The following is a 24985-nucleotide window of genomic DNA, read 5'->3' as shown; positions in this document are numbered from 1 at the left end:
AAGCCTTATTCGAACGGATTGCGCAGCACGATGGTGTGTTCGCGATCCGGGCCGGTGGAAATCAGCGCGATCTCGGTCTCGGTCACTTCGCGCATGCGCTCGAGGTAGAGGCGCGCGGCTTCCGGCAGGTCTTCGTAGCGCGTCACACCGTAGGTGCTGGTCTTCCAGCCCGGCAGTTCCTCGTAGATCGGCTCGATCTTCGAGAAGCCCTCGGCACCGATCGGCGGCACTTCCACGGGCTTGCCGTCGAGCTGGTAGCCGGTGCAGATGCGGATCGCGTCGAGTTCGTCGAGCACGTCGAGCTTGGTGACGCACAGGCCGGTGACGCTGTTGTTGAAGATCGAGCGGCGCGCGGCCACCGCATCGAACCAGCCGCAGCGGCGCGGGCGCTTGGTCACGGTGCCGTATTCGGCGCCCTTGTCGCGGATGTGCTGGCCGATGTCGTTTTCCTGCTCGGTCGGGAACGGGCCGGCGCCGACGCGCGTCGCATAGGCCTTGACGATGCCGAGCACGTAATCGAGGTTGCGCGGGCCGACGCCCGATCCCGTCGCCGCGCCGCCGGCCGTGGTGTTACTCGAGGTCACGAACGGATAGGTGCCGTGATCGACGTCGAGCAGCGCGCCCTGCGCGCCTTCGAACAGCACGTTGTCGCCCTTCTTGAGGTGCAGGCGCAGCAGCTCGGTCACGTCGGCGACCATCGGCTTGATGATGTCGGCATAGCCGAGCAGCTCGTCGAGCGTCTGCTGGAAGTCGACCGGCTCGAGCTTGAAGTAATTGACGAGCACGAAGTTGTGATACGCCAGCAGCTCGCCGAGCTTGGCCGCGAGCTGTTCGCGATGGAACAGGTCGCCGACGCGAATCGCGCGACGCGCCACCTTGTCTTCGTAGGCCGGGCCGATGCCCTTGCCGGTGGTGCCGATCTTGGCTTCGCCGCGGGCGAGCTCGCGCGCCTTGTCGAGCACCGCGTGCACCGGCAGCACCAGCGGCGTGGCTTCGGAGATCTTCAGGCGGTTGCGCACGGTGGCGCCGGTGGCCTCCACCTTCTCGATTTCCTTGACGAGGTCGGGCAGCGACAGCACCACGCCGTTGCCGATCAGGCAGGCGACGTCAGGACGCATAATGCCGCTCGGAATCAGGTTCAGCGCGGTCTTGATGCCGTTGATGACGAGCGTGTGACCGGCGTTGTGGCCGCCCTGGAAGCGGACCACGGCCTGTGCACGATCGGTGAGCAGGTCGACGACCTTGCCCTTTCCTTCGTCACCCCATTGAGCGCCGATGACGACGACTGACTTACCCATGCTTGTTCTCGACTGTGCGGCGACCACGTCGCCCGGTTGAAAGGGAAAATGAGCTTCAGGACTTTCAGGAACCCAGCTTCAGCAGCTCGTTCATGTCGGCCGAGAAGCCGGTCGCCGGCAGCGGCCGGCCGAACTCGCTGCCGACGCCATCGTAGCGGCCGCCTCGGGCGATTTCGCGGCCGGATCCGGGCACGAAGGCCGCGAACACCAGGCCGGTGTGATAGCGCAGCCCGCGCAGCTCGGCGAGATCGACGTGGATGACCACCTCGGGGAAGCTGCGCTGCAGCTCGGCGGCGACGCGCTCGAGCGTCGACAGCGCCTCGACCACGCCCTCGCCCGCCTTGGCGAGCACTTCGCGGGCACGCTTGAGCACGCCGACATCGCCATTGAGGTCCATCAGCGCCGACAGCGCTTCGGAAACGCCATTGAGCCGGCTGCTGGCCGCGAACTCGGCCAGATCCGGATGCGACTTGCGCTGCAGAATCTCGAACAGCACCGCCTCGTCGTCCGCGTCGAGGCCGAGCCTGGCCGACAGCGCCCGATAGATGCCGACATGGCCCAGATCGAGGTGCACCGGACCGACACCGGCGAGTTCCAGGGTCTTGAGCATGAGGCTCAGCACCTCGAGGTCGGCCTCGAGCTCCGATCGGCCGAACAGCTCGCAACCGACCTGGCGCGGCGAACGCGGGCCACCCTGGCTGTCCGGCGAGGTGCGCAGCACGGTGCCGAGGTAGCACAGTCGCACGGTCTCGGCCTCGGTGTACCGGCGGGCGGCGATGCGCGCCGCCTGCGGGGTCATGTCTGCACGCAGCCCCAGCAGCCGGCCGCTGGCCGGATCGGTGAACTTGAAGGTCTGCTGCTCCAGATCGCTGCCGGCACCCGTCAGCAGGGCGTCGAGATGCTCGACCAGCGGCGGGAAGATCAGCTCGTAACCGGCCTGGCGGTAGTGGTCGAGCAGTTTGCGGCGCAGGTCTTCGAGCTGCCACGACGTCGGCGGCAGCGTTTCTTCCATGCCATCGGGCAGCATCCAGCGTTTGATGGCCATCTTCGCGAGAGTCCTGGGGGTGAGGGTGCTTTGGGGGCGCTATTGTCCTAGGCGACGATGTCTTTCGCCACCTCGGGCTCGGTGGCCCTTTTCAGGGCCTTTCACGCGCTTATCTGGGAACGAGGTCGGCGCCGATGATCTGCAGCAGGACGAGCCCGGCCACCATGCTGACCAGGGCCAGCAGCCGCATCCATTTGTCTTCCAGGCTCGCGAAATTGAGCAGGGACTGGCGGAACCGGCGCGGCGACAGGAAGGGCAGGATGCCCTCCAGGATCAGCAGCAGCGCCAGCGCCTGGACGATATCGATCCACATGAGGGTCTGGCCGGTATCGACTGATGCAGCCGATTACGGAGCCGAACCCTTTCTGAAGTACTTGAACAACTCGCTGTCCGGCTGCAGCACCATGACGTCCTGCTTCTTGCCGAAAGCCTCGCGATAAACGTCGAGCGAGCGGTAGAAGTTGTAGAACTCCTGGTCCTGGCCGTAAGCCGCCGCATAAATCTCGGAGGCCTTGGCATCGCCCTCGCCGCGCAGCTTTTCGGCGTCGCGGTAGGCATTGGCGAGCGTGATCTGGGCCTCGCGATCGGCTTCGGCCTTGATCTTCTCGGCCTCTTCGGCGCCGCGGGCCCGCAGGTCCATCGCGGTGCGCGTGCGCTCGGCGCGCATGCGCTCGTAGACCGAATCGCTGACTTCCTTGGGCAGATCGACGCGCTTCACGCGCACGTCGACGAGTTGGATGCCGAGATCGCGCACGCGCTCGTCGGCCCCCTTCTGCAGCGACTGCAGAATCTCGTCGCGCTCACCCGAGACCACCTGCTGCACCGTGCGAGAACCGAACTGGTCGCGCAGGCCGCGGTTGATGATGCCCGACAGACGATCCATGGCGACGATGTCCTGGCCACCGGTCGCACGGTAGTACGTGGTGGTGTCGGCGATGCGCCACTTCACGAAGTAGTCGACTTCGACGTTCTTCTTCTCGACCGTCAGGAAGTTCTCGGTCTGGTTGTCGAGCGTCAGCACGCGGTTGTCGAGGCGCAGCACCGTTTGCACGACCGGCAGCTTGAAGTGCAGACCCGGCGGGTAATCCGTGCCCTGGATCTCGCCGAACTGGAACAGCACCACGCGTTCGCGCTGGTCGACGACGAAGCAGGAACCCGAAACCAGGAAGACGGCCAGCACCACGATCGCGAGCCAGAAAACTTGAGCGTTCTTCATTACTGGCGCCCCCGATCACGCGTGCGGCCCGAATCCTGCGCATTCGGCGCGGCGCGGTTGGCGCCCGAGCCCGAGGAATTCGAGAAGTCGTACTCATCGACCTTGGGTGAATTCTTGAGCAGCTGATCCAACGGCAGATAGAACATCGGGTTGCCCTGCTTGACGTCGATGAGCACCTTGCTGCTCTGCGAGAGCACCTGCGTCATCGTGTCCAGATAAAGACGATCGCGAGTGACCTTCGGCGCCTTGCGGTATTCGGCGACGAGCTGCGAGAAGCGCGAGGCATCGCCTTCGGCGCGCGCGATCACCTGGTCGCGGTAGGCCGAGGCTTCCTCGAGCTGGCGAGCAGCCGCGCCGCGAGCGCGCGGCAGGCGATCGTTGGCGTAGGCCTCGGCCTCGTTCTTGACGCGCTGCTGATCCTCGCGTGCCTTGATCGCATCGGCGAAGGCCGATTGCACGGCTTCAGGCGGCTGCGCCTGCTGCAGGTTCACTTCGGTCACGATCAAGCCGCACTTGTACATGTCCAGGCGGTCCTGCAACAGCTGCTTGGTACGATCGGCGACGGCCTGGCGGCCTTCGGTGATGATGAAGTCCATCTCGCTGCGGCCGACGGTCTCGCGCACGGCCGACTTGGTGGCCTGGCGCAAAGTCATGTCCGGATCGGCGACCGAGAACAGATACTGCTCGGCCGAAGACACGCGGTACTGCACGGTCAGCTCGACGTCGACGATGTTCTCGTCCTTGGTCAGCATGGTCGCGCGGTCGTTGGCCTGGCGAACCTGGGTGACGTTGACGATCTCCACCTTCTCGACCGGCCACGGCGCATGCCAGCCCCAGCCCGGATCGGTGGTGCGCGAGTAGGCGCCGAAGCGCATCACCACGCCGCGCTCCTGTTCGTCGATTACGTAGAAACCGGTGCTGAGCCAGAGGCCCGCCACGACCGCGACCACGAGACCGATCAGCGCTTTCGGCGCCCCGGCTGGCGAGCCGCCCGGAGAACGCGGGCCCCTGCCACTGAGTCTGGCCTTGAGCCGACGCAGCATTTCGTCGAGATCGGGCGGACCATCGCCGCGCTTGTTGCCACCGGGCCCTTGATTCCAAGGGTCGCGATTCGGCCCAGGCTCATTCCAAGCCATTGCTGCTCCAGAGATGCCAATTCATTGTGTGGGCGGATGCGGGACAGCCTTGATCCGCCCGGCGGACCGCGATTCTACCCGGTTGATTGATTCGCTTGCCGATTTACTGGCCCCAGTACCCCGCTCAGCGTACCGGCTGGCGATGCGGTCTAGGGACTCGACGACTCCCAGTCCTCCAGCACGCGCGGCTCGGCTGGCGGCTCGATACCGGCCGCCACGCAGAGTCCGCGCAAACGCTCGTACGCCAGGCTCACGGTCAGATGAACGCTGCCGTCCTCCTCGATCTGCTCGCGGCGGACCGCGCGCAACTCGAACAGCTGGGCGCGCAGACGGGCCGCGCGCGGCGGCACGAGGATACGGAACTCCGGCAGGCCCGGGCGAATCCGCTCGGCGATCGCGGCCTTGAGCAGATCGAGCCCCGCCCCGGTCTGCGCCGACACGTAGACCCGCACGGCCACGCCGCGGTCGTCGCGTTCGATGCGCGCGGTTTCGTCCTCGCGCAGATCGATCTTGTTGAACACCTGCAGGCGCGGAACCTCGTCGGCCCCGATCTCGTGCAGCACCGCGTTGACCTGCTCGATGCGCGCCATGCGCTCCGGATCGGAGGCATCGGTGACGTGCAGCAGCAGATCGGATTCGCGCGACTCTTCGAGCGTGGCGCGGAACGCAGCGATGAGGTCGTGCGGCAGATCGCGGATGAAGCCGACGGTGTCGGCCAGAACCGCGGGCTCGCCTTCGGGCAGATCGAGCCGGCGCACCGTCGTATCGAGCGTCGCGAACAGCTTGCTCGATGCGTAGGTGTCGTCGCCGGTCATCGCATTGAACAGGCTCGACTTGCCGGCGTTGGTGTAGCCGACCAGCGACACCGAAGGCACTTCGTTGCGCTTGCGCGAATTGCGGTTCTGCGCACGGCGAGCCCGCACTTCCTCGAGGTGCCGGCGCAGCGTGACGATCTTGTCGTCGATCAGCCGACGATCGGTTTCGAGCTGGGTTTCACCCGGGCCACGCATGCCGATGCCGCCCTTCTGGCGCTCCAAGTGCGTCCAGCCGCGAACCAGCCGCGTGCGCAGGTGGCGCAGCTGTGCGAGTTCGACCTGCAGCTTGCCTTCGTGGGAGCGCGCACGGCGCGCGAAGATGTCGAGAATCAAGCCCGCCCGATCGAGCACGCGACAGCGCAGAATCTTTTCGAGATTCCGCTCCTGGCTCGGTGACAGGTCGTGATTGAAGATCGCGAGTTCGGCGCCGCCGGCAGCCACGGCCGCGGCCACCTCATCGGCCTTGCCACTGCCGATGTAGAGACCCGCATCGGGCCTTTGCCGCGAACCGCCGATGAGCACCTGCACGTCCGCGCCTGCCGAACGGGCCAGGTCTTCGAATTCGCGCCGGTCGCTCTCGTAATCGCTACTCGCGGCGCTAGCGACGCCGCGCACATCCAGATGGATTAGTACCGCCTTCTGTCCCGAAGGCGGTCTGTCAAACAGATTGCTGAGTGCCAATGAGGCTCACTTTATTTGTTGCCGACGTCCTCGGCGGAGTCACCAGCTTCACTGGCGTCATACACGCGAACCGGGCGGGCCGGAACGATCGTGGAAATGGCGTGCTTGTACACCATCTGGCTGACGCTGTTCTTCAGCAACACGACGAAGGAGTCGAATGATTCGATCTGGCCCTGCAATTTGATGCCGTTCACCAGGTAGATCGAGACCGGAATGCGCTCTTTGCGAAGAGCGTTAAGAAACGGTTCTTGTAACGTATGACCTTTGGACATCTCTGCTTCCTTAGTTTTTTATACATCCCTTGCGGGTAGACCCCTGGCCCATGGCACACCCATAGGCTTGACAAAAGTCTATCACGCGGTCTTGGGCAATAAACAATTCAAGGAAGTCCAGAACTGGTCGAACAAATGAGGATCGTCCGGGTCGAGCCGCTGTGCAACGGTTTCGTTCCGCAGCCAGGTCAATTGGCGCTTGGCGAACTGCCGGGTCGCGGCGATTCCTCGGTCGACCGCTTCGGACAAACCATAGTGCCCTTCGAGGTGCAGCCAGAGCTGCCGGTATCCGACCGCGCGCAACGAGGGGAGTTCCAGATGCAGATCGCCGCGATCGCGCAGGCGCTGCACTTCGGCCAGAAAGCCCTGCTCCATCATCAGATGGAATCGCTGCTCGATTCGCTGGTGCAGCCGCGCGCGATCGGGCGACTCGAGCACCACGCTTAAGTAGGGTTGCGCAAGCACGCTCGATCGCGAGGCGAAATGCTCGCCGAGCGGCTTGCCGCTGAGTTCGATCACTTCGAGCGCGCGCTGGATGCGCTGCTGATCGTTCGGGTGCAGGCGCGCCGCCGTGACCGGATCGAGCGCGGCGAGCCTGCGGTGCATCGCCGGCCAGCCTTCGCGATCGGCCTGCCGTTCGAGCCGCTTGCGCACCTCGGCATCGGCCGACGGCAGATCGCTGAGCCCGTGCAGCAGCGCGCGGTAGTACAGCATGGTGCCGCCGACGAGCAGCGGCAGCCGGCCGCGGCTGCGGATTTCGTCGATGAGCCGCAGCGCGTCGCTGGCGAAACGCGCGGCCGAGTAAGGCTCCAGCGGATCGAGAATGTCGACGAGATGATGCGGAACGCGATCCAGCGTTTCGCGATCGGGCTTGGCGCTGCCGATGTCCATGCCGCGATACACCTGCGCGGAATCGACGCTGATGATTTCGCAATCGATGCGCTCGGCGATCGCGAGCGACAAACCGGTCTTGCCCGAGGCGGTGGCGCCCATGATCAGAACGGCAGGCAGCATGGCCTCGCTCACTGCATTTCGCGCAGGCTGCGGATGCGCTCCTGCGTCGCCGGGTGCGACGCCAGGTACTGCATGAGCCGACTGGTGTCATCGGGATCATTATCGGCCTGCGGCTTGGAAGCATCTGGCGGCGGCTCGGCTTCTGCCGATGAGCCCGACGCCTCCGCTTTGGGTTTCGCCTTGTCGGCCCGCAGCCGGGCCTGCTCGACCTGCAATTTCTCGAGCATCTCGGCCAGCCGCGTCGGCGATATCGCGTGCGCCCTCAGACGCACGGCGGCGTAGTGATCCGCATCGGCTTCGAGTTCACGCGAGAACCGCGCCTGCATGAGCGCAGCCGGTGCGGCCGCGATCACCGAGCTGAAATCGCCGATCCACCAGGCCAGCACCGCAGCAACCGCTGTGCCCTGCACGAGCAGGCGCACGCTGTGACGATGGCGCACGTGGCCGAGTTCGTGCGCGAGCACCGCGAGCACCTGCTCGTCGTTGTCGGCCAGCTCGACGAGTTCGTCGAGCAGCACCATGCGGCCATCGGGCAGCGCGAGCGCGTTGGCTCCGAGCTTGGGCGAGCGGCGGAATTCGATGACGGCCTGCACGTCGTCGCCATCGTCTCCGTCGTCGGCGAGCGCCTCGAACTGTTCACGCAGCTCGCTCTGGCGCTGCACCGGCAGCCGGCTGTCTTCGAGCAGATGGCGATCAAGCAGCTTGAGCGTCTGCTCCGACATCAGGCGAAGAGCCGACTCGGGCATGCGCTCGGCGACCTTGTCCGCCGCAAACGGCAATCCCCAGCGATAGGCGGCGAACGCGAAGGCCGCGATCAGCAGCACGCTCAGGCCGGTCGCGATCCAGCTACGCTGCAGCAGATCGACGTGCCGCTCGCGATGCCCCGTCGCCGCGAGCCAGCGATCGAACGCGACGTGATCGCGCACTTCGAGATGCGCCCCGTCGGCGAAGCTCAGCGTGCGCGGCGCCGTGCCGAGCTGCTCGGAAATGCGCACCTGTGCGAGCGGAACCTGGCGCTCGGCCTCGCCCGAGAAGCGGACCTCTCCAGGCACCGTCGCCAGCGTGACGCGATGGCGACGCGCGCTGCGGCCGTCGAAATAGTCCGCCTGCAGACTCACAGGCCGATGTCGAAGTCGAACATGTCGAGCGTTTCTTCGCCGACGGCGCCGACTTCGCCTTCGGCGCCGGCGAGGAAGGCTTCGAGCGACCCGGCCGGATGCAGCACGAGGTTCTCGGCGCGGTAGCGCGCCAGCCGCACGGCCGCCCACGGCATGTAGAGCCCGAGCGTGATCAGCACGAGCAGCATGTTGGTGAGCAGGATCCACATGAGCGGCAGCACGCGCAGCCGGCTTTCGAAGCGATGCTCGCCGAGGCGCGTCGCGTTCCAGACCAGGTTGGCGATGCGCGCCGAAAAGTAGGCGCCCGCGATGGCGAGCAACGCCAGAGAACCCAGCGAGATCAGCATCAGCAGGCCCCGGGGCACCGCCGGGACCTCATCGCCGAACAGGCCGCCGATGCCCGCCGCGGTGGCCACGATGAGGCCGACGGCCAGTGCGGAGCCCATCCAGATCAGCCCGGTCAACGCATAGATCGAATAGAAGCGGCCAGCCTTGGCGTCGAACGAAAACGGCGTGAGGCCGAACCAGGCGTTGCCATGCTGGAAGCGCTTGAGCCGCTGATGCAGCAGCGGAATCACGAGCGCGTAAGCCACGCCGGCCGTCGCCATGAGGCCGAGGAAGATGCGGGCCTTCTGCGGGTCCATCGATCCCTCGGGATCGGTCGGCATCTGCCCGCCGAATACCCAAGCCGTCAGCCCGAGGAACAGCAAGGCGAAAAAGCCGTAGGGCACGAAGGTGGCGTAAGCCTGCGCATTGCTGGCCTTGAACGAGAACCGCAGGCCGCGATAGCTCGAATAGCGCAGGCGGAAGCGGAACGAATTGCGCAGCAGCCAGGGCAGCACCACGACCATCACCGCGAGCGCGATGAACGTCGCGGTGAACGAAATCTTCCCCGATGCGTTGTAGGCGATCAGCAGCACGAAGGCCACCGCGCGGCCGACCAGAATCGACAGTGGGCTGCCGTGATAGTCGAAGCTCGATCCGGCGACTTCGGTGTGTCGGTAGAAATACTGCAGCCGCCGCACCTTGGCCCAGGCCGAGTAGATGCCGAGCGTGAGGATCGTCAGCAGCAGGTTCACGATCCAGATGCGGAAGTACTCGCCGCCGCTGCCCGTGAAGCGAAAACGCTGCGGGCTCTCGGCAGCGGCGGGCTGCGGCGCCTCGGACACGAGGCTCGGATCGGTTTCCATTCGAAAAGGGGCTCTGGGGCGGATGGCCGCCCTAGTCTAATCGGCGACTCAGCGGCCGCGAAGGAACAGGCGATCGAGTTCCTGAGAAGTGAGCTGCACCCAGGTCGGCCGTCCGTGGTTGCACTGGCTCGCGAATTCGGTGCGCTCCATGTCGCGCAGCAGCGCATTCATCTCGGGCAGCGTCAGCACGCGATGCGCCTTGATCGCGGCCTTGCAGGCCATGTCGGCCATCACGCGTTCCTGGGCGTTGAGCACTTCTTCGACGTGGCCCTGTGCCTCGTCGTCGACGAGATCGCGCAGCAGCGCTTCGAGATCGCCGCTCGCGAGCAACGGCGGAACCGCACGCAAGGCCACCGACGTCGGACTCACGCGATCCACCACGAGCCCGAAACGGCTCAGGCCATCGCGACGTTCCTCGATGCGGTCGGCCTGATCCTCCGGCATTTGCAGCACCACCGGAACGAGCAGCTGCTGGGACGGCAGGGCGCCCTGCGCGAGCTGGGCCTTGAGCTTTTCGTAGAGCACGCGCTCGTGCGCCGCATGCGCATCGACGATCACCAGGCCGTGCTCGTTCTGCGCGAGGATGAAGATGCCGTGCAGCTGCGCGACGGCCTGGCCGAGCGGCTGCTCGGTCGGTGGCGGCGCCTGCGTGCGAAGCTCGGCGGCGATCGCCTGCGCTGCCGTCTGCGGCTCGACGCGGGTTTGCGGCTCGGCGGATTTGATCAACGGCCAGCCCGTCGATTCGACCGAACGCTCCTGCACCACCCACGAGGCCGGCGCCGATCGGGGCTCGTAGGCCATGCGGGTCTGCGTCTGCAGCTCCGGACGCTGCGGCGCCGCGGACGCCGACGGCTCGGCCATCGCCACGCGATGATGCTGCTCAGGGTCGGGGCGCACTTTGCGCAAGGCCTGATGCACCGCGCCGAACAGCAGATCGTGCACACGCGCCGAATCGCGGAATCGCACTTCGGTCTTCTGCGGATGCACGTTGACGTCGACGCCGCGCGGATCGATCTCGACGTTGAGCACGAAAGCCGGATAGCGCGTCGAATGCAGCACGTCGGCGAAAGCGCGGCGCAGCGCGCCGCCGAGCAGGCGATCGCGCACCGCGCGGCCGTTGACGTACAGATACTGCAAGTCCGGCAGCGGCCGCGAGAACGTCGGCAGCGCCACCCAGCCCCACAGCCGCGTGCCGAGCCGCGTCTCGTCGAGGAACAAGGCGTTGTCGGTGAACTCGTCACCGCAGACTTCGCGCACGCGGTCTTCGAAGCCCGCCTCGCTCAGGCAGGGCCGCAGCTCGGCAACGCGGCGACCGTTGTGCTTCCAGCTCAAGGCGACGTCGAAGCGCGCGAGCGCGAGCCGGCGCAGCGCCAGATCGATATGGCGGAACTCGGTCGCCTCGGCCTTGAGGAATTTGCGGCGCGCCGGCGTGTTGAAGAACAGGTCGCGCACTTCGATGCAGGTGCCCTGCTGCTGCGCCGAAGGCTGCGGCTCGCGGCTCGCGAGCGCCCCGTCGCCGGAGAGCATCCAGCCATGCTCCGCATCGGCCTGCTTCGACGCGAGGCTCAGGCGCGAAACCGACAGCACGCTCGCGAGCGCTTCGCCGCGAAAACCGAGGCTGCCGACCGCTTCGAGATCGTCGAGACTGCTGATCTTGCTCGTCGCATGGCGCTCGAGCGCGAGGATCAGCTCGTCGCGCGCAATGCCGTGGCCGTCGTCGCGGATGCGCAGCAGGCCGAGGCCACCCTGCTCCACTTCCACTTCGATGCGGCGCGCACCGGCATCGAGGCTGTTCTCGACGAGCTCCTTGACGACGGCGGCGGGGCGTTCGATGACCTCGCCCGCCTTGATCTGGTTGACGAGCACATCGGACAGAACGCGGATCGAAACAGCGGGGATAGCCACGGCGGCACTTGGACGAAAAGCCAGGCCGCCAAGGATACGGGATGCGGCGCCGGCCGGCCGAGCGGCGCCTGGGCCGCGAGCTGTCTAGCGCAACGCGGCCAGCTGTTCGCCGCCGAAACCGTCGGTACTGGAGGTCTTCACCTTCTGCAGGCGCGGCGTCTCCTCGACGATCTGCTGCTGCGGGCGATAGCTCTTGAAATAGCCCTGGATGCCTTCAAGCAGCGAGCGCGCGATCTTGTCGTGATAGGCGCGGTCGCGCAGCAGCTTCTCGTCCTGCTCGTTGGTGATGAAAGCGGTTTCGACGAGCACCGACGGAATGTCCGGCGACTTGAGCACCATGAAGCCGGCCTGCTGCACCTCGGCCTTCTGCAGCGTGTTGATGCCGCCGAGCGACTTGAGCAACCGGGCGCCGACGTCGAAGCTCGCCTCCATCGACGAGGCCTGCGACAGGTCGATCAGCACCGCGGCGAGTTCGTTGTCACGCCCGCCGAGTTCGAGGCCGCCGACCAGATCGGCCGAGTTCTCCTTGTGCGCGAGCCAGCGCGCGTGTTCGCTGGTCGCGCCGCGATTCGACAGCACGTACACCGCGCTACCGCGCAGGCTCGTGTCCTTGTACGCATTGCAGTGCACCGACACGAACATGTCGGCCTGGGCTTTGCGTGCCTTGACCGTGCGCTCGCGCAAGCCGATGTAGTAATCGCCGTCGCGCGTCAGCACGGCCTTCATGCCGGGCTGCGCATTGATCTGCGCGGCGAGCTTGCGCGCGATCGACAGGGCGACATCCTTTTCCTGCAAGCCACGCTTGCTGATCGCGCCCGGATCTTCGCCACCGTGGCCGGCGTCGACCGCGATGATGATGGGCTTCTCGGCGAACTTGATCGTCGGCGCGACCTTGAGCTTCGGCTCGGACTTCGGATCGGCCTCGACCCGGATCTCGGCTTTAGCCTCGGCCTTGGTCTCGGCTTTCGTGCCGGCGGTGGCCTCGACGAGTTCATCGAGCGTCGGCGTGCGGCCGTAGAGATCGACGATCAGGCGATCGCCGTACTGCTCCGTCGGCGCCATCGCGAAGCTCTTGGGGGTCACCGGCTCGGAGACGTCGAGCACTACGCGCAAGGCGCCATCGCGCGGGCCCGAACGGACCGTCTTGACCACGCCCCTGCCGGTGGCCTTGTTGGCGACCTTGATGCCCGATTCGCCGATGCCGGCGATGTCGATGACGATGCGATCGGGGTTCGAGAGCGTGAAAACCTTGTGGCTCGTGGCGCCGCTGAGATCGAACACCACGCGGGTGCTTTCGGGCCCATCCCAGACGCGCAGGTCGCGCAGATCCGTCGCGCTCGCGCAGAACGAACACAGGACCAGAAAACCCAGAATGAGAGCGCGCATGGCAGACCCCGCCTACAGATGGTGGCGAAGATAGCCTGAGTTTTTATTCAAAGCAAGATTCTTATCCTTAAGAACCAGTCAGATACACGACATTTCTCAGGTGGAGTCTCGATGAATCGCAGCTGACAGCGTATCGACCCACTTTTTCGCGTTGTCGGGCGCCTTGAGAAGCAGGCTGCGGCCTTCGGCTTCGGCCATCAGATGCAGTTCGAGATCGGCCGGCGGCAGCGCGCCGGCGACTTTCTCGGGCCATTCGACGAGCCAGAGCGTGCTGTCGGTGGGGTAATCGTCGAGCCCGAGCTGCTCGAGGTCGGCCGCCTCGATGCGATAGAAATCCATGTGCAGCAGCCGGCGGCCGGCGACCTCGTAGGGCTCCATGAGCGTGTAGGTCGGGCTCTTGATCGCGCCGGTGACGCCGAGATGGCGCAACAGCGCCCGTGCGATCGTGGTCTTGCCGGCGCCGAGCGTGCCGATCAGGTAGATCACGCCGCCATCCGCCTCGCGCAAAGCCGCTGCGAGCCGCGCACCGAAGGCTTCGGAGGCCGCGGAATCGGCCAGGTGCAGCCGCAAATCCAGACGATGCCCGGCCATCAGTTCGCCTCCGGCTTCGGATTGACGATCGGCCGCAGCCGCTCGATCAGGTCGCTCGGCAACAGGCCGCGCTCGCCCACCTCGGCGGCGGCATCGCCGGCGAGCGCATGCACCATCACGCCGGTTTGCGCGGCCGCCTCGAGTTCGAGCCCTTGCGCGACGAAGGCCGCGATGATGCCCGTGAGCACGTCGCCCATGCCGCCGACGGCCATGCCCGGATTGCCGTAAGGACAGACCACGAGCCGCTGCCCGCACACCAGCGTTCCGGCGCCCTTGAGCACCACGGTTCCGCCGTAGCGCCGCGCGAGTTCACGCACCGCAGCGATGCGGTCGGCCTCGACTTCGGCGACCATGCAGCCGAGCAGTCGCGAGGCTTCGCCCGGATGCGGCGTCAGTATCCATGGCGCGGCGCGGCGATCGCAGGACTGCGGTTCGGCGGCGAGCAGGTTCAGCGCGTCGGCGTCGACGACCAGCGGCTTGTCGCTGCGCAGCGCGGCGCGCCAGAGCGCCCTGCCCCAATCGCCCTGGCCGAGTCCCGGGCCGATCGCGACGACCTTGGCCTTGTCGATGCGGGCGACGAAGTCGTCGGCCGATGCGGTCGGCCGGAACATCGCTTCAGGCTGCGCCGCCGCGAGCACGGCCGCATGGGTGCCGCGCGTCGCCACGGTCACCATGCCGGCTCCCGCGCGCAGCGCGGAACGCGTCGCCATCAGGATCGCGCCGGTAAAACCTTCGTCGCCGCCGGCCAGCGTGACGAAACCCGAACTGCCCTTGTGCGCTGTGCGCGCCCGCTTCGGCAGGCGCATCGCGAGCGAGGATGCGTCGAGCAGCGTGGCGAGCGGCTCGACGCCTGCGTCATGCGGCACGCCGAGATCGCAGAACACTTTCTCGCCGCAAAGCTCCGGCCCGGCGCCGGTGTAGAGCCCAAGCTTGCGGCCGATGAAGCTCACGCTCAGATCGGCCTTGACGACGGCCCCGAGCGGCTGCCCGGTATCGGCCGACAGTCCGCTCGGAAGATCGATCGCGAGCACGAAGGCTCGGCCCGACAAGGCGCGAATTTCTTCGATGGCCTCGGCCGCGAGTCCGGATGGCGCACGCGACAAGCCAGTGCCGTAGATCGCGTCGACGACGACGGTCGCCTCGCGCAGGCAGCCTCGCTCGTAGGGCTGCGTCGAGCCGGCCGCAGACCAATCGCCGAACGCCTGCGCGGCTTCGGTTCCGGCCTGCGGCTGGCCGAGCGACCAGACGCGCACGCAGGCGCCATCGGCCTGCGCCAGACGCGCGAGCACGTAGCCGTCACCGCCGTTGTTGCCGGGCCCGCAGACGATGTCGATGCGCCGCACGTTCGGGCGCCGCCAGCGCAACTCGTCCCAGGCCGCAGCCGCCGCGCGGCACATGAGCGCGTAGCCCGCGATCGGCAGGCCTTTGATCGCCCGGCGATCGAGCTCGCGCGTTTGCGCCGCCGAATACAATGGAAGATCGCGCACCGCCATCACCTTGCTTGAACCCTTCGTCGTCGCCTCGTCTGCAACCATGATAGCCGCCGCCATCCCGACCGACTTCGTCGCCCGCATCCGGCAGTGGGCGCTCGAACTCGGCTTCGCCGATGCGGAGGTCGCGCATCTGCAGCTCGACGAAGACCTCGCGCATCTGCAGCGCTGGGTCGCCGAGGGCCGCAACGGCGGCATGGCCTACATGGGCCGCGATGCTCAGCTGCGCGCCGATCCTGCGAAGCTGCGTCCCGGTACGCTCAGCGTGATCAGCCTGCGCATGGATTACAAACCGCCCGGCATCGATCCACGCAGCGTGCTCGAAGACGGCGAGGCCGCGTACATCGCGCGCTATGCATTGGGCCGCGATTATCACCGCACCATGCGCGCGCGCCTGCTCAGGCTAGGCCGCCGCATCGAAGCCGACATCGGGCCGCACGGCTATCGCGTGCTGACCGACAGCGCGCCAGCCTTCGAGAAAGCGCTCGCGCGCAACGCGGGCCTCGGCTGGATCGGCAAGAACACGCTGGTGCTCAACGCCGAGGCCGGCTCGCTGTTTTTTCTCGGCGAGATCTACACCGATCTACCGCTGCCAGTTTCCACGCGAGGCGAGGCGGAAGACCGCTGCGGACGCTGCAGCGCCTGTCTCAAGATCTGCCCGACACAGGCCTTCATCGGACCTCGGCAACTCGACGCGCGGCGCTGCATTTCGTATCTGACGATCGAGCATCACGGCAGCATTCCCGAAGAACTGCGGCCGCTGATGGGCAATCGCATCTTCGGCTGCGACGACTGCCAGCTCGTGTGTCCGTGGAACCGCTACGCGCGCATTAGCGAGGAGCCCGATTTCGCGGCGCGCAACGGGCTCGACGCCCCCAAGCTCGTCGAGCTGTTCGCCTGGAGCGAACACGAGTGGCTGCGGAAGACCGAAGGCATGGCCTTGCGGCGTGCGGGTTATTCGCGATGGAAACGCAATCTCGCGATCGCGCTTGGAAATGCTCCGCGTAGCGAAGCTGCCGTCACCTCGCTGCGTGCGCGCCTCGACGACGAAGACGAAACCGTGCGCGAGCATGTGCGCTGGGCGCTCGATCGCCAGCTGCGGGACGCCGAGGTGAGCTAAGGCGCAGCAGCGCTGCAATGGTCCTTGCGATCCGCACCGAGCTTGCGCGCCTGCGCGCGCGTATCGTCGATCGCGGATTGCAGCGCCGCTGGTATCGATTCGATGCGATCGAGCGCCGCGAGCGCAGCGGCGCCGCAGCCGCGCTCGATCCGCACTTGCGCGAGATTGTTGAGCGCCGCCGCCTCGGGCTTGATCGCGACCGCCGCTTCGAGCGCCTGCTCGGCGCCTTCGAGATTCTGCTGCGCATAACGCGCATTCGCGAGTGCGGTCCAACCGAGCGGCTCCTGCGGCCAGCGTTGCGTCGCTGATGCATAAGCCTGCTCGGCACGCGCGATCTGGCCGATCGATTCGAACGGCGCAGCCGCCGCGATCCAGTCGGCCGACGTGACCGTCGCGGGCGGAGGCTGCGAAGGATCGGCGATCACCACGGCCCAGCGATCCGCGAGCTCCCAGGTCTGCAGGAAGCGCGCCGGCGAAAGGCGCTGCCGCTGCTCTCGTCCCGATCGCAGGATCAGCTCGTTTTTAGGGCCGTTCCAGCCGATCAGCACTGCGTAATGCCAGGCCGGCATCGACTTGAGTCCGAGGTTCTGCAGCATCAGCACCGGCCGGCCATCGGCGATGGTCTGCAGCAGCGTTTCGGTCGACGGCGCGAGCCGCACCGCCATGCGCCCGTTGCGCCGGCTCGCCGAAATCAACTCGGCCTGCAAGCTGCCTTCTCGGCCCGGAATGTAGACCTGATCGGCGAGCGCTTCGGGCGTGACCGCAACGCCATCGGCGTTGAGCACGGTCGCGAGCGCTGCGGGGCCGCATTGATGGATTTCCTGCGGGAAAAACGGCGTTTGCGTGAGCTCCATGACCGGCTGCGCGACCACCGGCTTGAGCTGCGCCTTTTGCAAGGACGGCAGCGCGCAGGCGCTCAGCGACGAGAGCAGCGCCAGCACCAGGAGCCGCGCAAACGAAACGGCGGACCTTGCGGCCCGCCGTTCGGCTTCACTGCGAGTCAGCAAAGCTTGCAAGCGTCAGAAGCGCGAGAACACGTGCGTCACGCCGAGCAGCTCGAGCACGATCAGCACGACGAAAATCACGCCGAGCACCACGATCACGTCGCCGCCGGCCGGCTGCTCGCCGATGGTCTTCGACAGCTGCTGCAGCTCGGCATCGCTCAGGGCCGCGACGCGCTGGTCGGCGAGCTCGGACGCCACGCCGAGTGCCTCGAGCTGCTGCTTGACGTCGGCGCGAGCGAGAAAGCCCTGAACCTGCGCGAGCTGCGCATCACGCGTCTGCTCGGTCTGCACCGACACCATCTGCTCGGTCGTCACCATCGCCGCATGCGCCGGCATCCAGGAGGTCACCGACAGCATCGCGGCCACCAGCAGGCCACTCAGGAAAGTTTTTTGTCTACGCATGGAGGCTCCCTTGTAAAAGTATGGATGACACCCCGCGATGCTACCGCCGGAACCTGAACGGATTCAGACAGCCTCCCGGCTCAGTATGCCGAGACCTTTCTGAGCAGCTCGGCCGTGGACGGATCGAGCTCGACGGCCTGCCCATCCATCGCCTTCATGACCGTTTGCGCGAGCTTCTTGCCGAGCTCCACGCCCCACTGATCGAAGGCGTTGATGTCCCACAGGATGGCCAGCACGAAGGTGCGATGTTCGTAGAGCGCCATCAAGGCGCCGAGGTGATACGGATCGATCTGCGGCATCAGCAGCGTGCTACTCGGACGATTGCCCGGGAACACGCGATGCGGAATGGCCGCTTCGAGCGCCTCGCCTGCGAACTGGCCCTGCAACTCCTGGCGCACTTCATCGGCAGTCTTGCCGCGCATGAGCGCCGCGCTCTGCGCAAGGCAGTTCGCGACGAGCATGCGCTGCTGCTCGGGCCACGGATGGGTGCCGAGCACGGGCAGGATGAAATCGACCGGATGCACTTCGCTGCCCTGGTGCAGCATCTGGAAGAACGCATGCTGGCCGTTGGTTCCGACATCACCCCAGAGCGCGGGCGTGCTGTGAGCCTGCAAGGCGCTGCCGTCGCGATGCACGCTCTTGCCGTTCGATTCCATCTCGAGCTGCTGCAGCCAAGCCACGAAGCGCTCGAGCTTCTGCGCATAGGCGGCGACGACCTGCGTCGCGGTGCCGAGAAAGTTGCGATTCCAGACCGCGATCAGCGCCATCATCACGGGCAGGTTCGACTGCAGCGGTGTATCGCGGAAGTGGCGATCCATCGCATTCGCGCCATTGAGCCAGGCGCGGAAACGTTCCGGCCCGAGCGCGATCATGAGCGCGAGACCGACCGCGGACCACACCGAATAACGGCCGCCGACCCAATCCCAGAATTCGAAGGTGCAATCGGCCGAAATACCGAAGCGACGCACTTCGGCGGTATTGGTCGACACCGCGACGAAGTGATGCGCCACCGCGCTGTCGCCGAGCGCCACCGTGAGCCAGCGCTTGGCCGCATTCGCATTGGCCATCGTCTCGAGCGTCGTGAACGTCTTCGATGTCACGATGAACAGCGTTTGCGCCGGCTCCAGCGTCTTGAGCACGGCTTCAAGCTGGGCTCCATCGACGTTGGCGACGTAGTGGATATTCGGGCCGTCGGTGAAATCGATCAGCGTCTCGTTGACCATGCGCGGCCCGAGGTCGGAGCCGCCGATGCCGATGTTGACGACATCGGTGAAGGTTTCGCCGGTCGCGCTGCGATAGCTGCCTTCGCGCACCGACTCCGCGAAAGCCGCCATGCGATCGAGCACGCGGTGCACGTCGGCGCTCACGTTCTGACCATCGACGACGAGCGCCTCCGAGCGCGGAGCGCGCAGCGCCGTATGCAGAACCGCGCGATTCTCGGTGTGATTGATGTGCTCGCCCGCGAACATGCGCGCGATCCAGCCGGAGACGTCGCGCTCGTTCGCCAGGGCCAGCAGTGCATCGACGATGGCCTGATCGACCGGCTGCTTCGAATAGTCGAAGTACAGTCCGCAGGCCTCGATCACCAGGGCCTTTGCGCGATTCGGATCGGCCGCGAACAGGGACGACAGCGAGCGGGAACGGGCAGCGTCGGCGAGCAGAGCCAGTTCGGACCACGCTGGACTGGAAATGGGCGAGTGCATGGGGCCTATCAGAGTGCTTGGAGATCGAACCCAAGCTTAGCGGCCAATCAACCCCAGTGGTAATTGAAACTGACGCTGATTCGCTCGGACGCCGCGAGATTCGTGGCCACTTCGTGGCGCAGCCAGCTTTCAAACAGGATCAGCTGGCCGGCGGCGGCCGGATATTCGATGTGGGAGCGATGCTGGGGCCCTGCATCCGGCAGACGACCCGGTGCGGCCATCATGTGCGCAAGCCGCGGATCTTCGAACTTGAGCCCAGGCGCCCCTTTCGGAACCTTGAGGTAGTACGTTCCGCTGACGACCGACTGAGGGTGCAGATGGAACGAATGAGCGGTGCCGCGCGGCATCACGTTGAGCCAGCAATCGCTCATCGTCAGCGCACTTCCGCGCAGATCCCAGCGCAGCTCGCGCGCATAGCGCTGCACGTGACGATCGATTCGGCGACGCAGGTCATCGAAGGTCGACGAAAACTGATGCAGGCGATCGAGCGAGCCGTAGCTCGTGTAGCCGCCCGGATAATTCCTGAGCGACCACTTCTGCCCGGCCTGATCGAACTCGCGAAGCTGCGAGACTTCGCGCAGCAGCTCGCGATTCAACGTCGAAACCCCGCCGGCGGCGGCCAGCGGGGCGCTGTAGATCAGGGTGGGGAACCAGGGCTGCACGGCCCGAGAAACTCTCGGGCCGGCGGAAGCTCGCTTCAAGCCGCTTGGACCGGAATGGTGTTGGCGGTGCGAACGACGCGGTTGGTTTCGTCGCAGTAGACCAGGCGCGGCTTGAACGCGCGGGCGGCGCCTTCTTCCATTTCGGAGTAGGCGCAAATGATCACGCGGTCACCGACGCGGGCCTTGTGGGCGGCGGCGCCATTGACCGAGATGATGCCGGAGCCGGCTTCGGCGCGAATGGCGTAGGTGGTGAATCGTTCGCCGTTGTTGATGTTGTAGATCTGGATCTGTTCGAATTCGAGGATGCCGGCGAGATCGAGCAGACGGGAATCGATGGCGCAGGAACCGTCGTAATCAAGCTCGGCATGCGTAACACGCGCACGATGGAGCTTGCACTTGAGCATGGTCAGTTGCATGGCTGGATAGTCCAACTGGCTAGCGATTCCGGGTGGCCCACCAAGACATGCACCCGGACATCAAGTTTTCGGCAAAGGCGGGCGGCCCAAAAAGACAGACACCCGTTCTGACATTAACCGTGGGTTCCTCGTACGGCCTCTTATGTACGAAAAGGAACTCTAGCGTGTCGGATGCGCGCGAGTTTAACCATCGCGACCCCGATCGGCAACCATTCGGTCATATCGACATGCCGCCCCCGGAGCGCAGGCAAAAAGCGCTTATGCAGCAGGCACTTCCAGGTTATCGATGAGTCGGGTCCGGCCCAGGTAGGCGGCGACGAGCACCACCCAGCCGGCGCCGTCCGGCTTGGCCGGGCCCAGGCTCTCGGGATCGCGGATGACCAGATACTGCGTCCTGAAGCCCTGGCGATCGAGCACGCCGCTGGCTTCACGCTCCAATGCCTCGAAATCGCGCTCGCCCGAACGCAGCCGCTGAGCGACCGCGCTGAGCGCGCGATAAAGACCGGGCGCCAGCTTGCGCTCGTCGCCGCTCAGGTACTGATTGCGCGACGACATCGCCAGGCCGTCCGGCTCGCGCTGCGTCGGATTGGCCAGCACGGTGATCGGCATGTGCAGCTCGGCCGCCATGCGTCGCACGACGAGATACTGCTGATAGTCCTTGCGACCGAACACGGCGACATCGGGCTGCACCTGATGGAACAGGATGCTCACGACGGTCGCCACGCCTTCGAAAAAGCCCGGGCGGAACTGCCCTTCCAGCATTTCGGAGAGTCCCGGCACGCTGACTCGTGCAATGCCGTTGCGGCCGTGCGGATACATTTCATCGACGCTCGGGGCGAACAGCAGATCGCAGCCGGCGGCTTCGAGCTTGATGCGATCGTCCGGCAGCGTGCGTGGATAGCGATCGAAATCTTCGTTGGGACCGAACTGCAGCGGATTCACGAACACGCTCGCGACGACGCGATCGGCTTCGCTGCGCGCGCGTGCGACGAGTTCGAGATGACCCGCATGCAGGTTGCCCATCGTCGGCACGAAGGCCAGGCGCTCGCCGTTCCTGCGCCACTGCGCGATCTCGCGACGCAGCTCCGCAACGGTGTGAACCGTCTTCATCCGAAGCAATGCTCCGGTGCCGGATAGGCGGCGCTCTTCACTTCACCGACGTAATGGCGGATCGCGCCCTCGATGTCGACGCCGCCCTGCATGTAGTTCTTCACGAAGCGCGGCCGGCGGCCCAGGGTGACCAGCGGCGAAATGTTCAGGATGTCCTGCAGCACCAGAATCTGGCCGTCGACGTTCGCGCCGGCGCCAATGCCGATGACCGGCACCGGGCTGGCTTCGGTGATGCGGCGTCCGAGTTCGGCCGGAATGCATTCGAGCAGCAACAGGTCGGCGCCGGCTTCGGCGAGTACGTGCGCATCGTGGATCATCGCTTCGGCTGCGGCGTCGTCGCGTCCCTGCACTTTGAACGCGCCCATCTTGTGCACGAACTGCGGCTGCAAACCCAGATGCGCACACACCGGAACGCCGCGCACGGCGAGATACTCGACGATGCTCGCCTGCTCGCGACCGCCCTCGAGCTTGACCATCTTGGCGCCGCCTTCCTGCATGAGCCGCATCGACGAATCGAGTGCGCGATCGAGCGTCGCATATGAAAGAAACGGCAGGTCCGCGACGAGAAACGCGCGCTTCAGATGCGGAGCGACACAGCGCGAGTGATACACGATATCGCTCACCGTGACCGGTGTCGTCGTGTTGCCGCCGTGCATGACCATGCCGAGTGAATCGCCGATCAGAATCATGTCGACGCCGGCGCGATCTTCGATCAAAGCGAAGCTCGCGTCGTAGCACGTCAGCGAGGCGATCTTCTCGTTGCGGGCCCGCATGGCGCGCAATTCGGCGATGTTGACGGGCTTGATCGGCTCCATGGTGCGCACGCGGTAGTTTTGGCGCGGCGACTATAGCAAAGACGCCCGCAGAGCTAATTCAAATCCTCAGTTCCAATCCGTGAGATCGGCCGTGTCGATATCGCGTGCGGCCTGCGCGATGCGGCCGAGTCCCGGAATCACGAGATCCGGCGCGACTTCGGCCAGCGGAACGACGACGAAGTTGCGCTTGGCGATACCCGGATGCGGCAGCTTGAGCTTGGGTGTATCGAGTTCGACACCGTCGACGTGCAGCAAATCGAGATCGATGCGTCGCGGCCCCCAGTGCTGAAGGCCGCGCACCCGTCCCGCCTGCAGTTCGATCGCGAGCAGCGACTGCATGAGTTCACCGGGTTCGATCTGAATATCGGCGACGCAAACCGCGTTGCAGTAATCGGGCTGATCGGCCGGGCCCATCGGCGGCGTGCGATACAGCCTGGAACGCTGCAGCAGCCTCACGCCGTCCAGCGTCGAAATCGCCTGCAGAGCAGACAAGACCTGCCGCGCCGGATCGTCGAGATTACTGCCGAGCCCGATGTATGCCTTGGGCATGACCCGATCCGCTGTCTTCGCGATGCCGCTGGCGATCAGCCTGCATCCGGCGCCATGTCGGCTCCGGACGTGGAGTCGGCGTGCTCGCCATTCGAAGTGCCCGAGCGCCGATTGCGGCCGCCACGGCGACGGCGCTTCTTGCGCTCCGGCATGGCGCTACCGTCACTCGCCGCTTCGATCGCCTCTTCCGCCGGCACCGGCGGCAGATCGCCGCCTTTCTGCGCCTCGGTCCACCAGTGCGCGAGCTCTTTGAGTGCCGCATCGCCGGAGCTCTCGGCGCGAACGAGCAGGAAATCGTACGCCGCCCGAAACTTCGGATGCGTCATCAGGCGCCGAGCGCGATTCGACGTGGTCTGCTCGAAGCGCGGCTGCAAATCCCAGATATCGCGCATCGGCAACGAAAAACGCTTGGGTATCGCAACGCAAGCGATCGTGCGCGCGATGATTTCGTCTCCAGCCTGCTGAATCGCAGGCACGGATTCGCACGCCTGTTCGAGTCGAATCTCCTTGGCTCGCGCTTCAACCGCGGGCCACAGCAAAGACGCATACAAGAACGCGGGGCTGACCGGCAGATCCTTGTCGATACGATCTGCGGTGTTGCGCAGCGCGGCGTTGACGAACTTGAGCTTGTCCGGCTGGCTCAGCAACCGATCGAGCGCCGGGAACAACTGGCGAAATAGTCCATAGACGCGCAAGCCATACAGATTGTCTTCGGCTTCGCGCGAAAGCAGCAGCTTGAGTACTTCGTCGAACAGACGTGCCGCCGGGATTTCCTTGAGCAACGGAGCCAGACGTGCGATCGGCGCCGCAGTCGCTTCATCGATGCGGAAGCGAAGTTTGTTCGCGATACGAATGGCGCGCAGCATCCGCACCGGGTCCTCGCGGTAACGCAGCTCGGGATCGCCGATCAGGCGAATCACGCCCTGCTTCATATCCTCGATGCCGCTCGTGAAATCGACGATCGAGAAATCGCGGATGTCGTAATACAGCGCGTTGATCGTGAAGTCGCGGCGAAGCGCGTCCTGCTCGAGCGTGCCGTATTCGTTGTCCGACAGAATGCGACCCGTTTCGTCGCGCTTGTGCAAATCGGTTATCGGACCGCGGAACGTCGTCGTTTCGACGATCTCGTCGCCAAAGCGCACGTGGCAAATCACGAAGCGACGACCAACGAGGCGGCACGAGCGGAACAGCGGCTTGACCTGTTCGGGATGGGCGTTCGTTGCGACATCGAAGTCCTTGGGTTCGATGCCGGCAAGCAGATCACGCACGCCGCCACCCACCATATAGGCTTCGTAGCCAGCGTCCTTGAGTGTGTAGAGCGTCTTGAGAGTGCCGCTGGAAATCATCGAGCGGGACACCGGATGCTCGGCGCGGAGAATGCGTCTGGGCAAGGTCAAGCGAACAAAATCCGTTGCAGAAATACTTTAGGGAGGCGCGTTGAATGGCGTCTAGGTATCCGTATAATACGCGACTCTCAGCTGTGCTCCTATCGTCTAGAGGCCTAGGACGGAGCCCTCTCAAGGCTTAAACCCGGGTTCGAATCCCGGTAGGAGCGCCATCCCACGTCTGCGGATGGCTGTCAGGCGCGTTACTCAGCGCTTATCACTAAGAACTCGATCGACAAAACAAGCGCTCATTGTCCGAGCGTTCTTGGCGTTGGGCTCAGAGCAGTTCCAAGCCGATGAAGAAGGCCATCGCAAGCCCCCCGAGGAATCCTGCGAGTCCTAGGCGAATATCTTCGCCCTCAGGCGAAAGTACCAATCGCATCAAATTGCCTGTGAGCAATAACATCTGAACGTCTCGTCTGGTCGGTGCAGTCGTATACGCGACGATCAGGGCGTGGGATGCAGCGATGCGCAATTCCGCTCGGAGAATTGAAAGCGGGATTTCGTCCGATCCAGTATGCAGGCAACTGCATCTGTTATCGACCACGAAACTGAGGCGCAAAAGAAGAAACCCCCACCGGGGAACCCGGAGGGGGTTTGGATTAAGAGCCTGGCAGTGACCTACTCTCGCATGGTCTAGCCACACTATCATCGGCGCTGAG

Annotated in this window: 25 protein-coding genes and 1 tRNA gene; 2 read left to right on the top strand and 24 right to left on the bottom strand. The window is 65.4% G+C overall.

All coding sequences use genetic code 11. The annotated features are described in order from the left end of the window. Positions 1–5 precede the first annotated feature (5 nt). The 14 genes from AC3WUM_RS13390 to AC3WUM_RS13325 all read right to left on the bottom strand — a co-directional run bounded on the left by AC3WUM_RS13390 (position 6) and on the right by AC3WUM_RS13325 (position 15202). Positions 6–1298: an adenylosuccinate synthase gene (locus AC3WUM_RS13390; RefSeq protein ID WP_492410821.1), complete on the bottom strand. Its 1293-nt coding sequence runs from the start codon at positions 1296–1298 to the stop codon at positions 6–8. 64 nt (positions 1299–1362) lie between these two features. Next, on the bottom strand, positions 1363–2343 hold the full coding sequence (locus AC3WUM_RS13385; RefSeq protein WP_492410820.1) for an ATP phosphoribosyltransferase regulatory subunit: 981 nt from the start codon (positions 2341–2343) through the stop codon (positions 1363–1365). Positions 2344–2452: 109 nt separating this feature from the next. Then, complete coding sequence (locus AC3WUM_RS13380) at positions 2453–2656, bottom strand: DUF2065 domain-containing protein (protein ID WP_492410819.1); 204 nt, start codon at positions 2654–2656, stop codon at positions 2453–2455. 33 nt (positions 2657–2689) lie between these two features. Continuing rightward, entirely contained in the window at positions 2690–3559 is an 870-nt protein-coding gene (gene hflC, locus AC3WUM_RS13375; protein WP_492410818.1) for a protease modulator HflC, read from the bottom strand. Then, on the bottom strand, positions 3559–4695 hold the full coding sequence (hflK, locus tag AC3WUM_RS13370; protein ID WP_492410817.1) for an FtsH protease activity modulator HflK: 1137 nt from the start codon (positions 4693–4695) through the stop codon (positions 3559–3561). Before hflK ends, hflC begins: the two co-directional genes overlap by 1 nt. Before the next feature lie 149 nt (positions 4696–4844). Continuing rightward, the gene (gene hflX, locus AC3WUM_RS13365) at positions 4845–6176 is read right to left on the bottom strand and encodes a ribosome rescue GTPase HflX (protein WP_492411089.1); all 1332 of its coding nucleotides are present in this window, start codon (positions 6174–6176) and stop codon (positions 4845–4847) included. 26 nt (positions 6177–6202) lie between these two features. Beyond that, on the bottom strand, positions 6203–6463 hold the full coding sequence (hfq, locus tag AC3WUM_RS13360; RefSeq protein WP_007187603.1) for an RNA chaperone Hfq: 261 nt from the start codon (positions 6461–6463) through the stop codon (positions 6203–6205). An 81-nt stretch (positions 6464–6544) separates the two neighbouring features. Further along, positions 6545–7477, bottom strand: a complete 933-nt coding sequence (miaA, locus tag AC3WUM_RS13355; RefSeq protein ID WP_492410816.1) for a tRNA (adenosine(37)-N6)-dimethylallyltransferase MiaA — start codon at positions 7475–7477, stop codon at positions 6545–6547. An 8-nt stretch (positions 7478–7485) separates the two neighbouring features. Beyond that, the gene (locus AC3WUM_RS13350) at positions 7486–8595 is read right to left on the bottom strand and encodes a M48 family metallopeptidase (RefSeq protein ID WP_492410815.1); all 1110 of its coding nucleotides are present in this window, start codon (positions 8593–8595) and stop codon (positions 7486–7488) included. Next, positions 8592–9785 carry a YjgN family protein gene (locus AC3WUM_RS13345; protein WP_492410814.1) on the bottom strand — a complete coding sequence of 398 codons (1194 nt, stop codon included), beginning with the start codon at positions 9783–9785 and terminating at the stop codon, positions 8592–8594. Before AC3WUM_RS13345 ends, AC3WUM_RS13350 begins: the two co-directional genes overlap by 4 nt. A 48-nt stretch (positions 9786–9833) precedes the next feature. Next, positions 9834–11690: a DNA mismatch repair endonuclease MutL gene (mutL, locus tag AC3WUM_RS13340; protein WP_492410813.1), complete on the bottom strand. Its 1857-nt coding sequence runs from the start codon at positions 11688–11690 to the stop codon at positions 9834–9836. Between the two features lie 84 nt (positions 11691–11774). Continuing rightward, complete coding sequence (locus tag AC3WUM_RS13335) at positions 11775–13076, bottom strand: N-acetylmuramoyl-L-alanine amidase (protein WP_492410812.1); 1302 nt, start codon at positions 13074–13076, stop codon at positions 11775–11777. 96 nt (positions 13077–13172) lie between these two features. Then, positions 13173–13667 (bottom strand): tRNA (adenosine(37)-N6)-threonylcarbamoyltransferase complex ATPase subunit type 1 TsaE, encoded by a 495-nt coding sequence (tsaE, locus tag AC3WUM_RS13330; RefSeq protein ID WP_492410811.1) that lies wholly within the window; start codon positions 13665–13667, stop codon positions 13173–13175. Beyond that, positions 13667–15202: an NAD(P)H-hydrate dehydratase gene (locus tag AC3WUM_RS13325; RefSeq protein WP_492410810.1), complete on the bottom strand. Its 1536-nt coding sequence runs from the start codon at positions 15200–15202 to the stop codon at positions 13667–13669. Before AC3WUM_RS13325 ends, tsaE begins: the two co-directional genes overlap by 1 nt. Here AC3WUM_RS13325 and queG point away from each other — a divergent pair. Next, on the top strand, positions 15201–16277 hold the full coding sequence (queG, locus tag AC3WUM_RS13320) for a tRNA epoxyqueuosine(34) reductase QueG (protein WP_492410809.1): 1077 nt from the start codon (positions 15201–15203) through the stop codon (positions 16275–16277). The two genes, AC3WUM_RS13325 and queG, sit on opposite strands and share 2 nt — an antisense overlap. Here the strand turns inward: queG and AC3WUM_RS13315 are convergent. The 9 genes from AC3WUM_RS13315 to pcnB form a co-directional block, all read right to left on the bottom strand. Next, positions 16274–17218, bottom strand: a complete 945-nt coding sequence (locus AC3WUM_RS13315; protein WP_492410808.1) for a PA2778 family cysteine peptidase — start codon at positions 17216–17218, stop codon at positions 16274–16276. The two genes, queG and AC3WUM_RS13315, sit on opposite strands and share 4 nt — an antisense overlap. A gap of 78 nt (positions 17219–17296) precedes the next feature. Then, positions 17297–17683, bottom strand: coding sequence for a PA2779 family protein (locus AC3WUM_RS13310; protein WP_492410807.1), 387 nt, complete (start codon positions 17681–17683; stop codon positions 17297–17299). A gap of 80 nt (positions 17684–17763) precedes the next feature. Continuing rightward, complete coding sequence (gene pgi / locus AC3WUM_RS13305) at positions 17764–19386, bottom strand: glucose-6-phosphate isomerase (protein ID WP_492410806.1); 1623 nt, start codon at positions 19384–19386, stop codon at positions 17764–17766. A 47-nt stretch (positions 19387–19433) separates the two neighbouring features. Next, entirely contained in the window at positions 19434–20048 is a 615-nt protein-coding gene (locus AC3WUM_RS13300; protein WP_492410805.1) for a TIGR02466 family protein, read from the bottom strand. 35 nt (positions 20049–20083) lie between these two features. Beyond that, positions 20084–20464 carry an aspartate 1-decarboxylase gene (gene panD / locus AC3WUM_RS13295; RefSeq protein ID WP_040455684.1) on the bottom strand — a complete coding sequence of 127 codons (381 nt, stop codon included), beginning with the start codon at positions 20462–20464 and terminating at the stop codon, positions 20084–20086. Positions 20465–20722: 258 nt separating this feature from the next. Beyond that, positions 20723–21574 (bottom strand): pantoate--beta-alanine ligase, encoded by an 852-nt coding sequence (gene panC / locus AC3WUM_RS13290; protein WP_492410804.1) that lies wholly within the window; start codon positions 21572–21574, stop codon positions 20723–20725. Beyond that, positions 21571–22389 carry a 3-methyl-2-oxobutanoate hydroxymethyltransferase gene (gene panB / locus AC3WUM_RS13285; protein WP_492410803.1) on the bottom strand — a complete coding sequence of 273 codons (819 nt, stop codon included), beginning with the start codon at positions 22387–22389 and terminating at the stop codon, positions 21571–21573. The genes panC and panB overlap by 4 nt, the downstream gene beginning before the upstream one ends. Before the next feature lie 66 nt (positions 22390–22455). After that, positions 22456–22938: a 2-amino-4-hydroxy-6-hydroxymethyldihydropteridine diphosphokinase gene (folK, locus tag AC3WUM_RS13280; RefSeq protein ID WP_492410802.1), complete on the bottom strand. Its 483-nt coding sequence runs from the start codon at positions 22936–22938 to the stop codon at positions 22456–22458. Between the two features lie 35 nt (positions 22939–22973). Beyond that, complete coding sequence (gene pcnB, locus AC3WUM_RS13275) at positions 22974–24335, bottom strand: polynucleotide adenylyltransferase PcnB (RefSeq protein WP_492410801.1); 1362 nt, start codon at positions 24333–24335, stop codon at positions 22974–22976. Between the two features lie 85 nt (positions 24336–24420). Between pcnB and AC3WUM_RS13270 the strand changes: the two genes are divergently transcribed. Next, positions 24421–24496 (top strand) — tRNA-Glu (locus tag AC3WUM_RS13270). Between the two features lie 104 nt (positions 24497–24600). Here AC3WUM_RS13270 and AC3WUM_RS13265 read toward each other — a convergent pair. Next, the coding region (locus AC3WUM_RS13265; protein ID WP_492410800.1) for a hypothetical protein at positions 24601–24985 on the bottom strand (385 nt) is incomplete at its 5' end.

Source organism: Hydrocarboniphaga sp. FW305-C-57 (genome assembly GCF_058783045.1).
The sequence above is the reverse complement of the archived record's forward strand: the minus strand, read 5'-3'. Positions and strand labels throughout refer to the sequence as shown.

What these genes read in the sequence shown, in the direction of transcription:
- folK (WP_492410802.1), bottom strand. Translation starts at nt 22,938, where the DNA reads ATGCCCAAGGCATACATCGGGCTCGGCAGTAATCTCGACGATCCGGCG.
- tsaE (WP_492410811.1), bottom strand. Translation starts at nt 13,667, where the DNA reads ATGGCCGGGCATCGTCTGGATTTGCGGCTGCACCTGGCCGATTCCGCG.
- hflK (WP_492410817.1), bottom strand. Translation starts at nt 4,695, where the DNA reads ATGGCTTGGAATGAGCCTGGGCCGAATCGCGACCCTTGGAATCAAGGG.
- AC3WUM_RS13310 (WP_492410807.1), bottom strand. Translation starts at nt 17,683, where the DNA reads ATGCGTAGACAAAAAACTTTCCTGAGTGGCCTGCTGGTGGCCGCGATG.
- AC3WUM_RS13325 (WP_492410810.1), bottom strand. Translation starts at nt 15,202, where the DNA reads ATGGTTGCAGACGAGGCGACGACGAAGGGTTCAAGCAAGGTGATGGCG.
- AC3WUM_RS13390 (WP_492410821.1), bottom strand. Translation starts at nt 1,298, where the DNA reads ATGGGTAAGTCAGTCGTCGTCATCGGCGCTCAATGGGGTGACGAAGGA.
- miaA (WP_492410816.1), bottom strand. Translation starts at nt 7,477, where the DNA reads ATGCTGCCTGCCGTTCTGATCATGGGCGCCACCGCCTCGGGCAAGACC.
- AC3WUM_RS13385 (WP_492410820.1), bottom strand. Translation starts at nt 2,343, where the DNA reads ATGGCCATCAAACGCTGGATGCTGCCCGATGGCATGGAAGAAACGCTG.
- pgi (WP_492410806.1), bottom strand. Translation starts at nt 19,386, where the DNA reads ATGCACTCGCCCATTTCCAGTCCAGCGTGGTCCGAACTGGCTCTGCTC.
- queG (WP_492410809.1), top strand. Translation starts at nt 15,201, where the DNA reads ATGATAGCCGCCGCCATCCCGACCGACTTCGTCGCCCGCATCCGGCAG.
- panC (WP_492410804.1), bottom strand. Translation starts at nt 21,574, where the DNA reads ATGAAGACGGTTCACACCGTTGCGGAGCTGCGTCGCGAGATCGCGCAG.
- panD (WP_040455684.1), bottom strand. Translation starts at nt 20,464, where the DNA reads ATGCAACTGACCATGCTCAAGTGCAAGCTCCATCGTGCGCGTGTTACG.
- hfq (WP_007187603.1), bottom strand. Translation starts at nt 6,463, where the DNA reads ATGTCCAAAGGTCATACGTTACAAGAACCGTTTCTTAACGCTCTTCGC.
- AC3WUM_RS13380 (WP_492410819.1), bottom strand. Translation starts at nt 2,656, where the DNA reads ATGTGGATCGATATCGTCCAGGCGCTGGCGCTGCTGCTGATCCTGGAG.
- hflC (WP_492410818.1), bottom strand. Translation starts at nt 3,559, where the DNA reads ATGAAGAACGCTCAAGTTTTCTGGCTCGCGATCGTGGTGCTGGCCGTC.
- panB (WP_492410803.1), bottom strand. Translation starts at nt 22,389, where the DNA reads ATGGAGCCGATCAAGCCCGTCAACATCGCCGAATTGCGCGCCATGCGG.
- AC3WUM_RS13335 (WP_492410812.1), bottom strand. Translation starts at nt 13,076, where the DNA reads ATGCGCGCTCTCATTCTGGGTTTTCTGGTCCTGTGTTCGTTCTGCGCG.
- AC3WUM_RS13345 (WP_492410814.1), bottom strand. Translation starts at nt 9,785, where the DNA reads ATGGAAACCGATCCGAGCCTCGTGTCCGAGGCGCCGCAGCCCGCCGCT.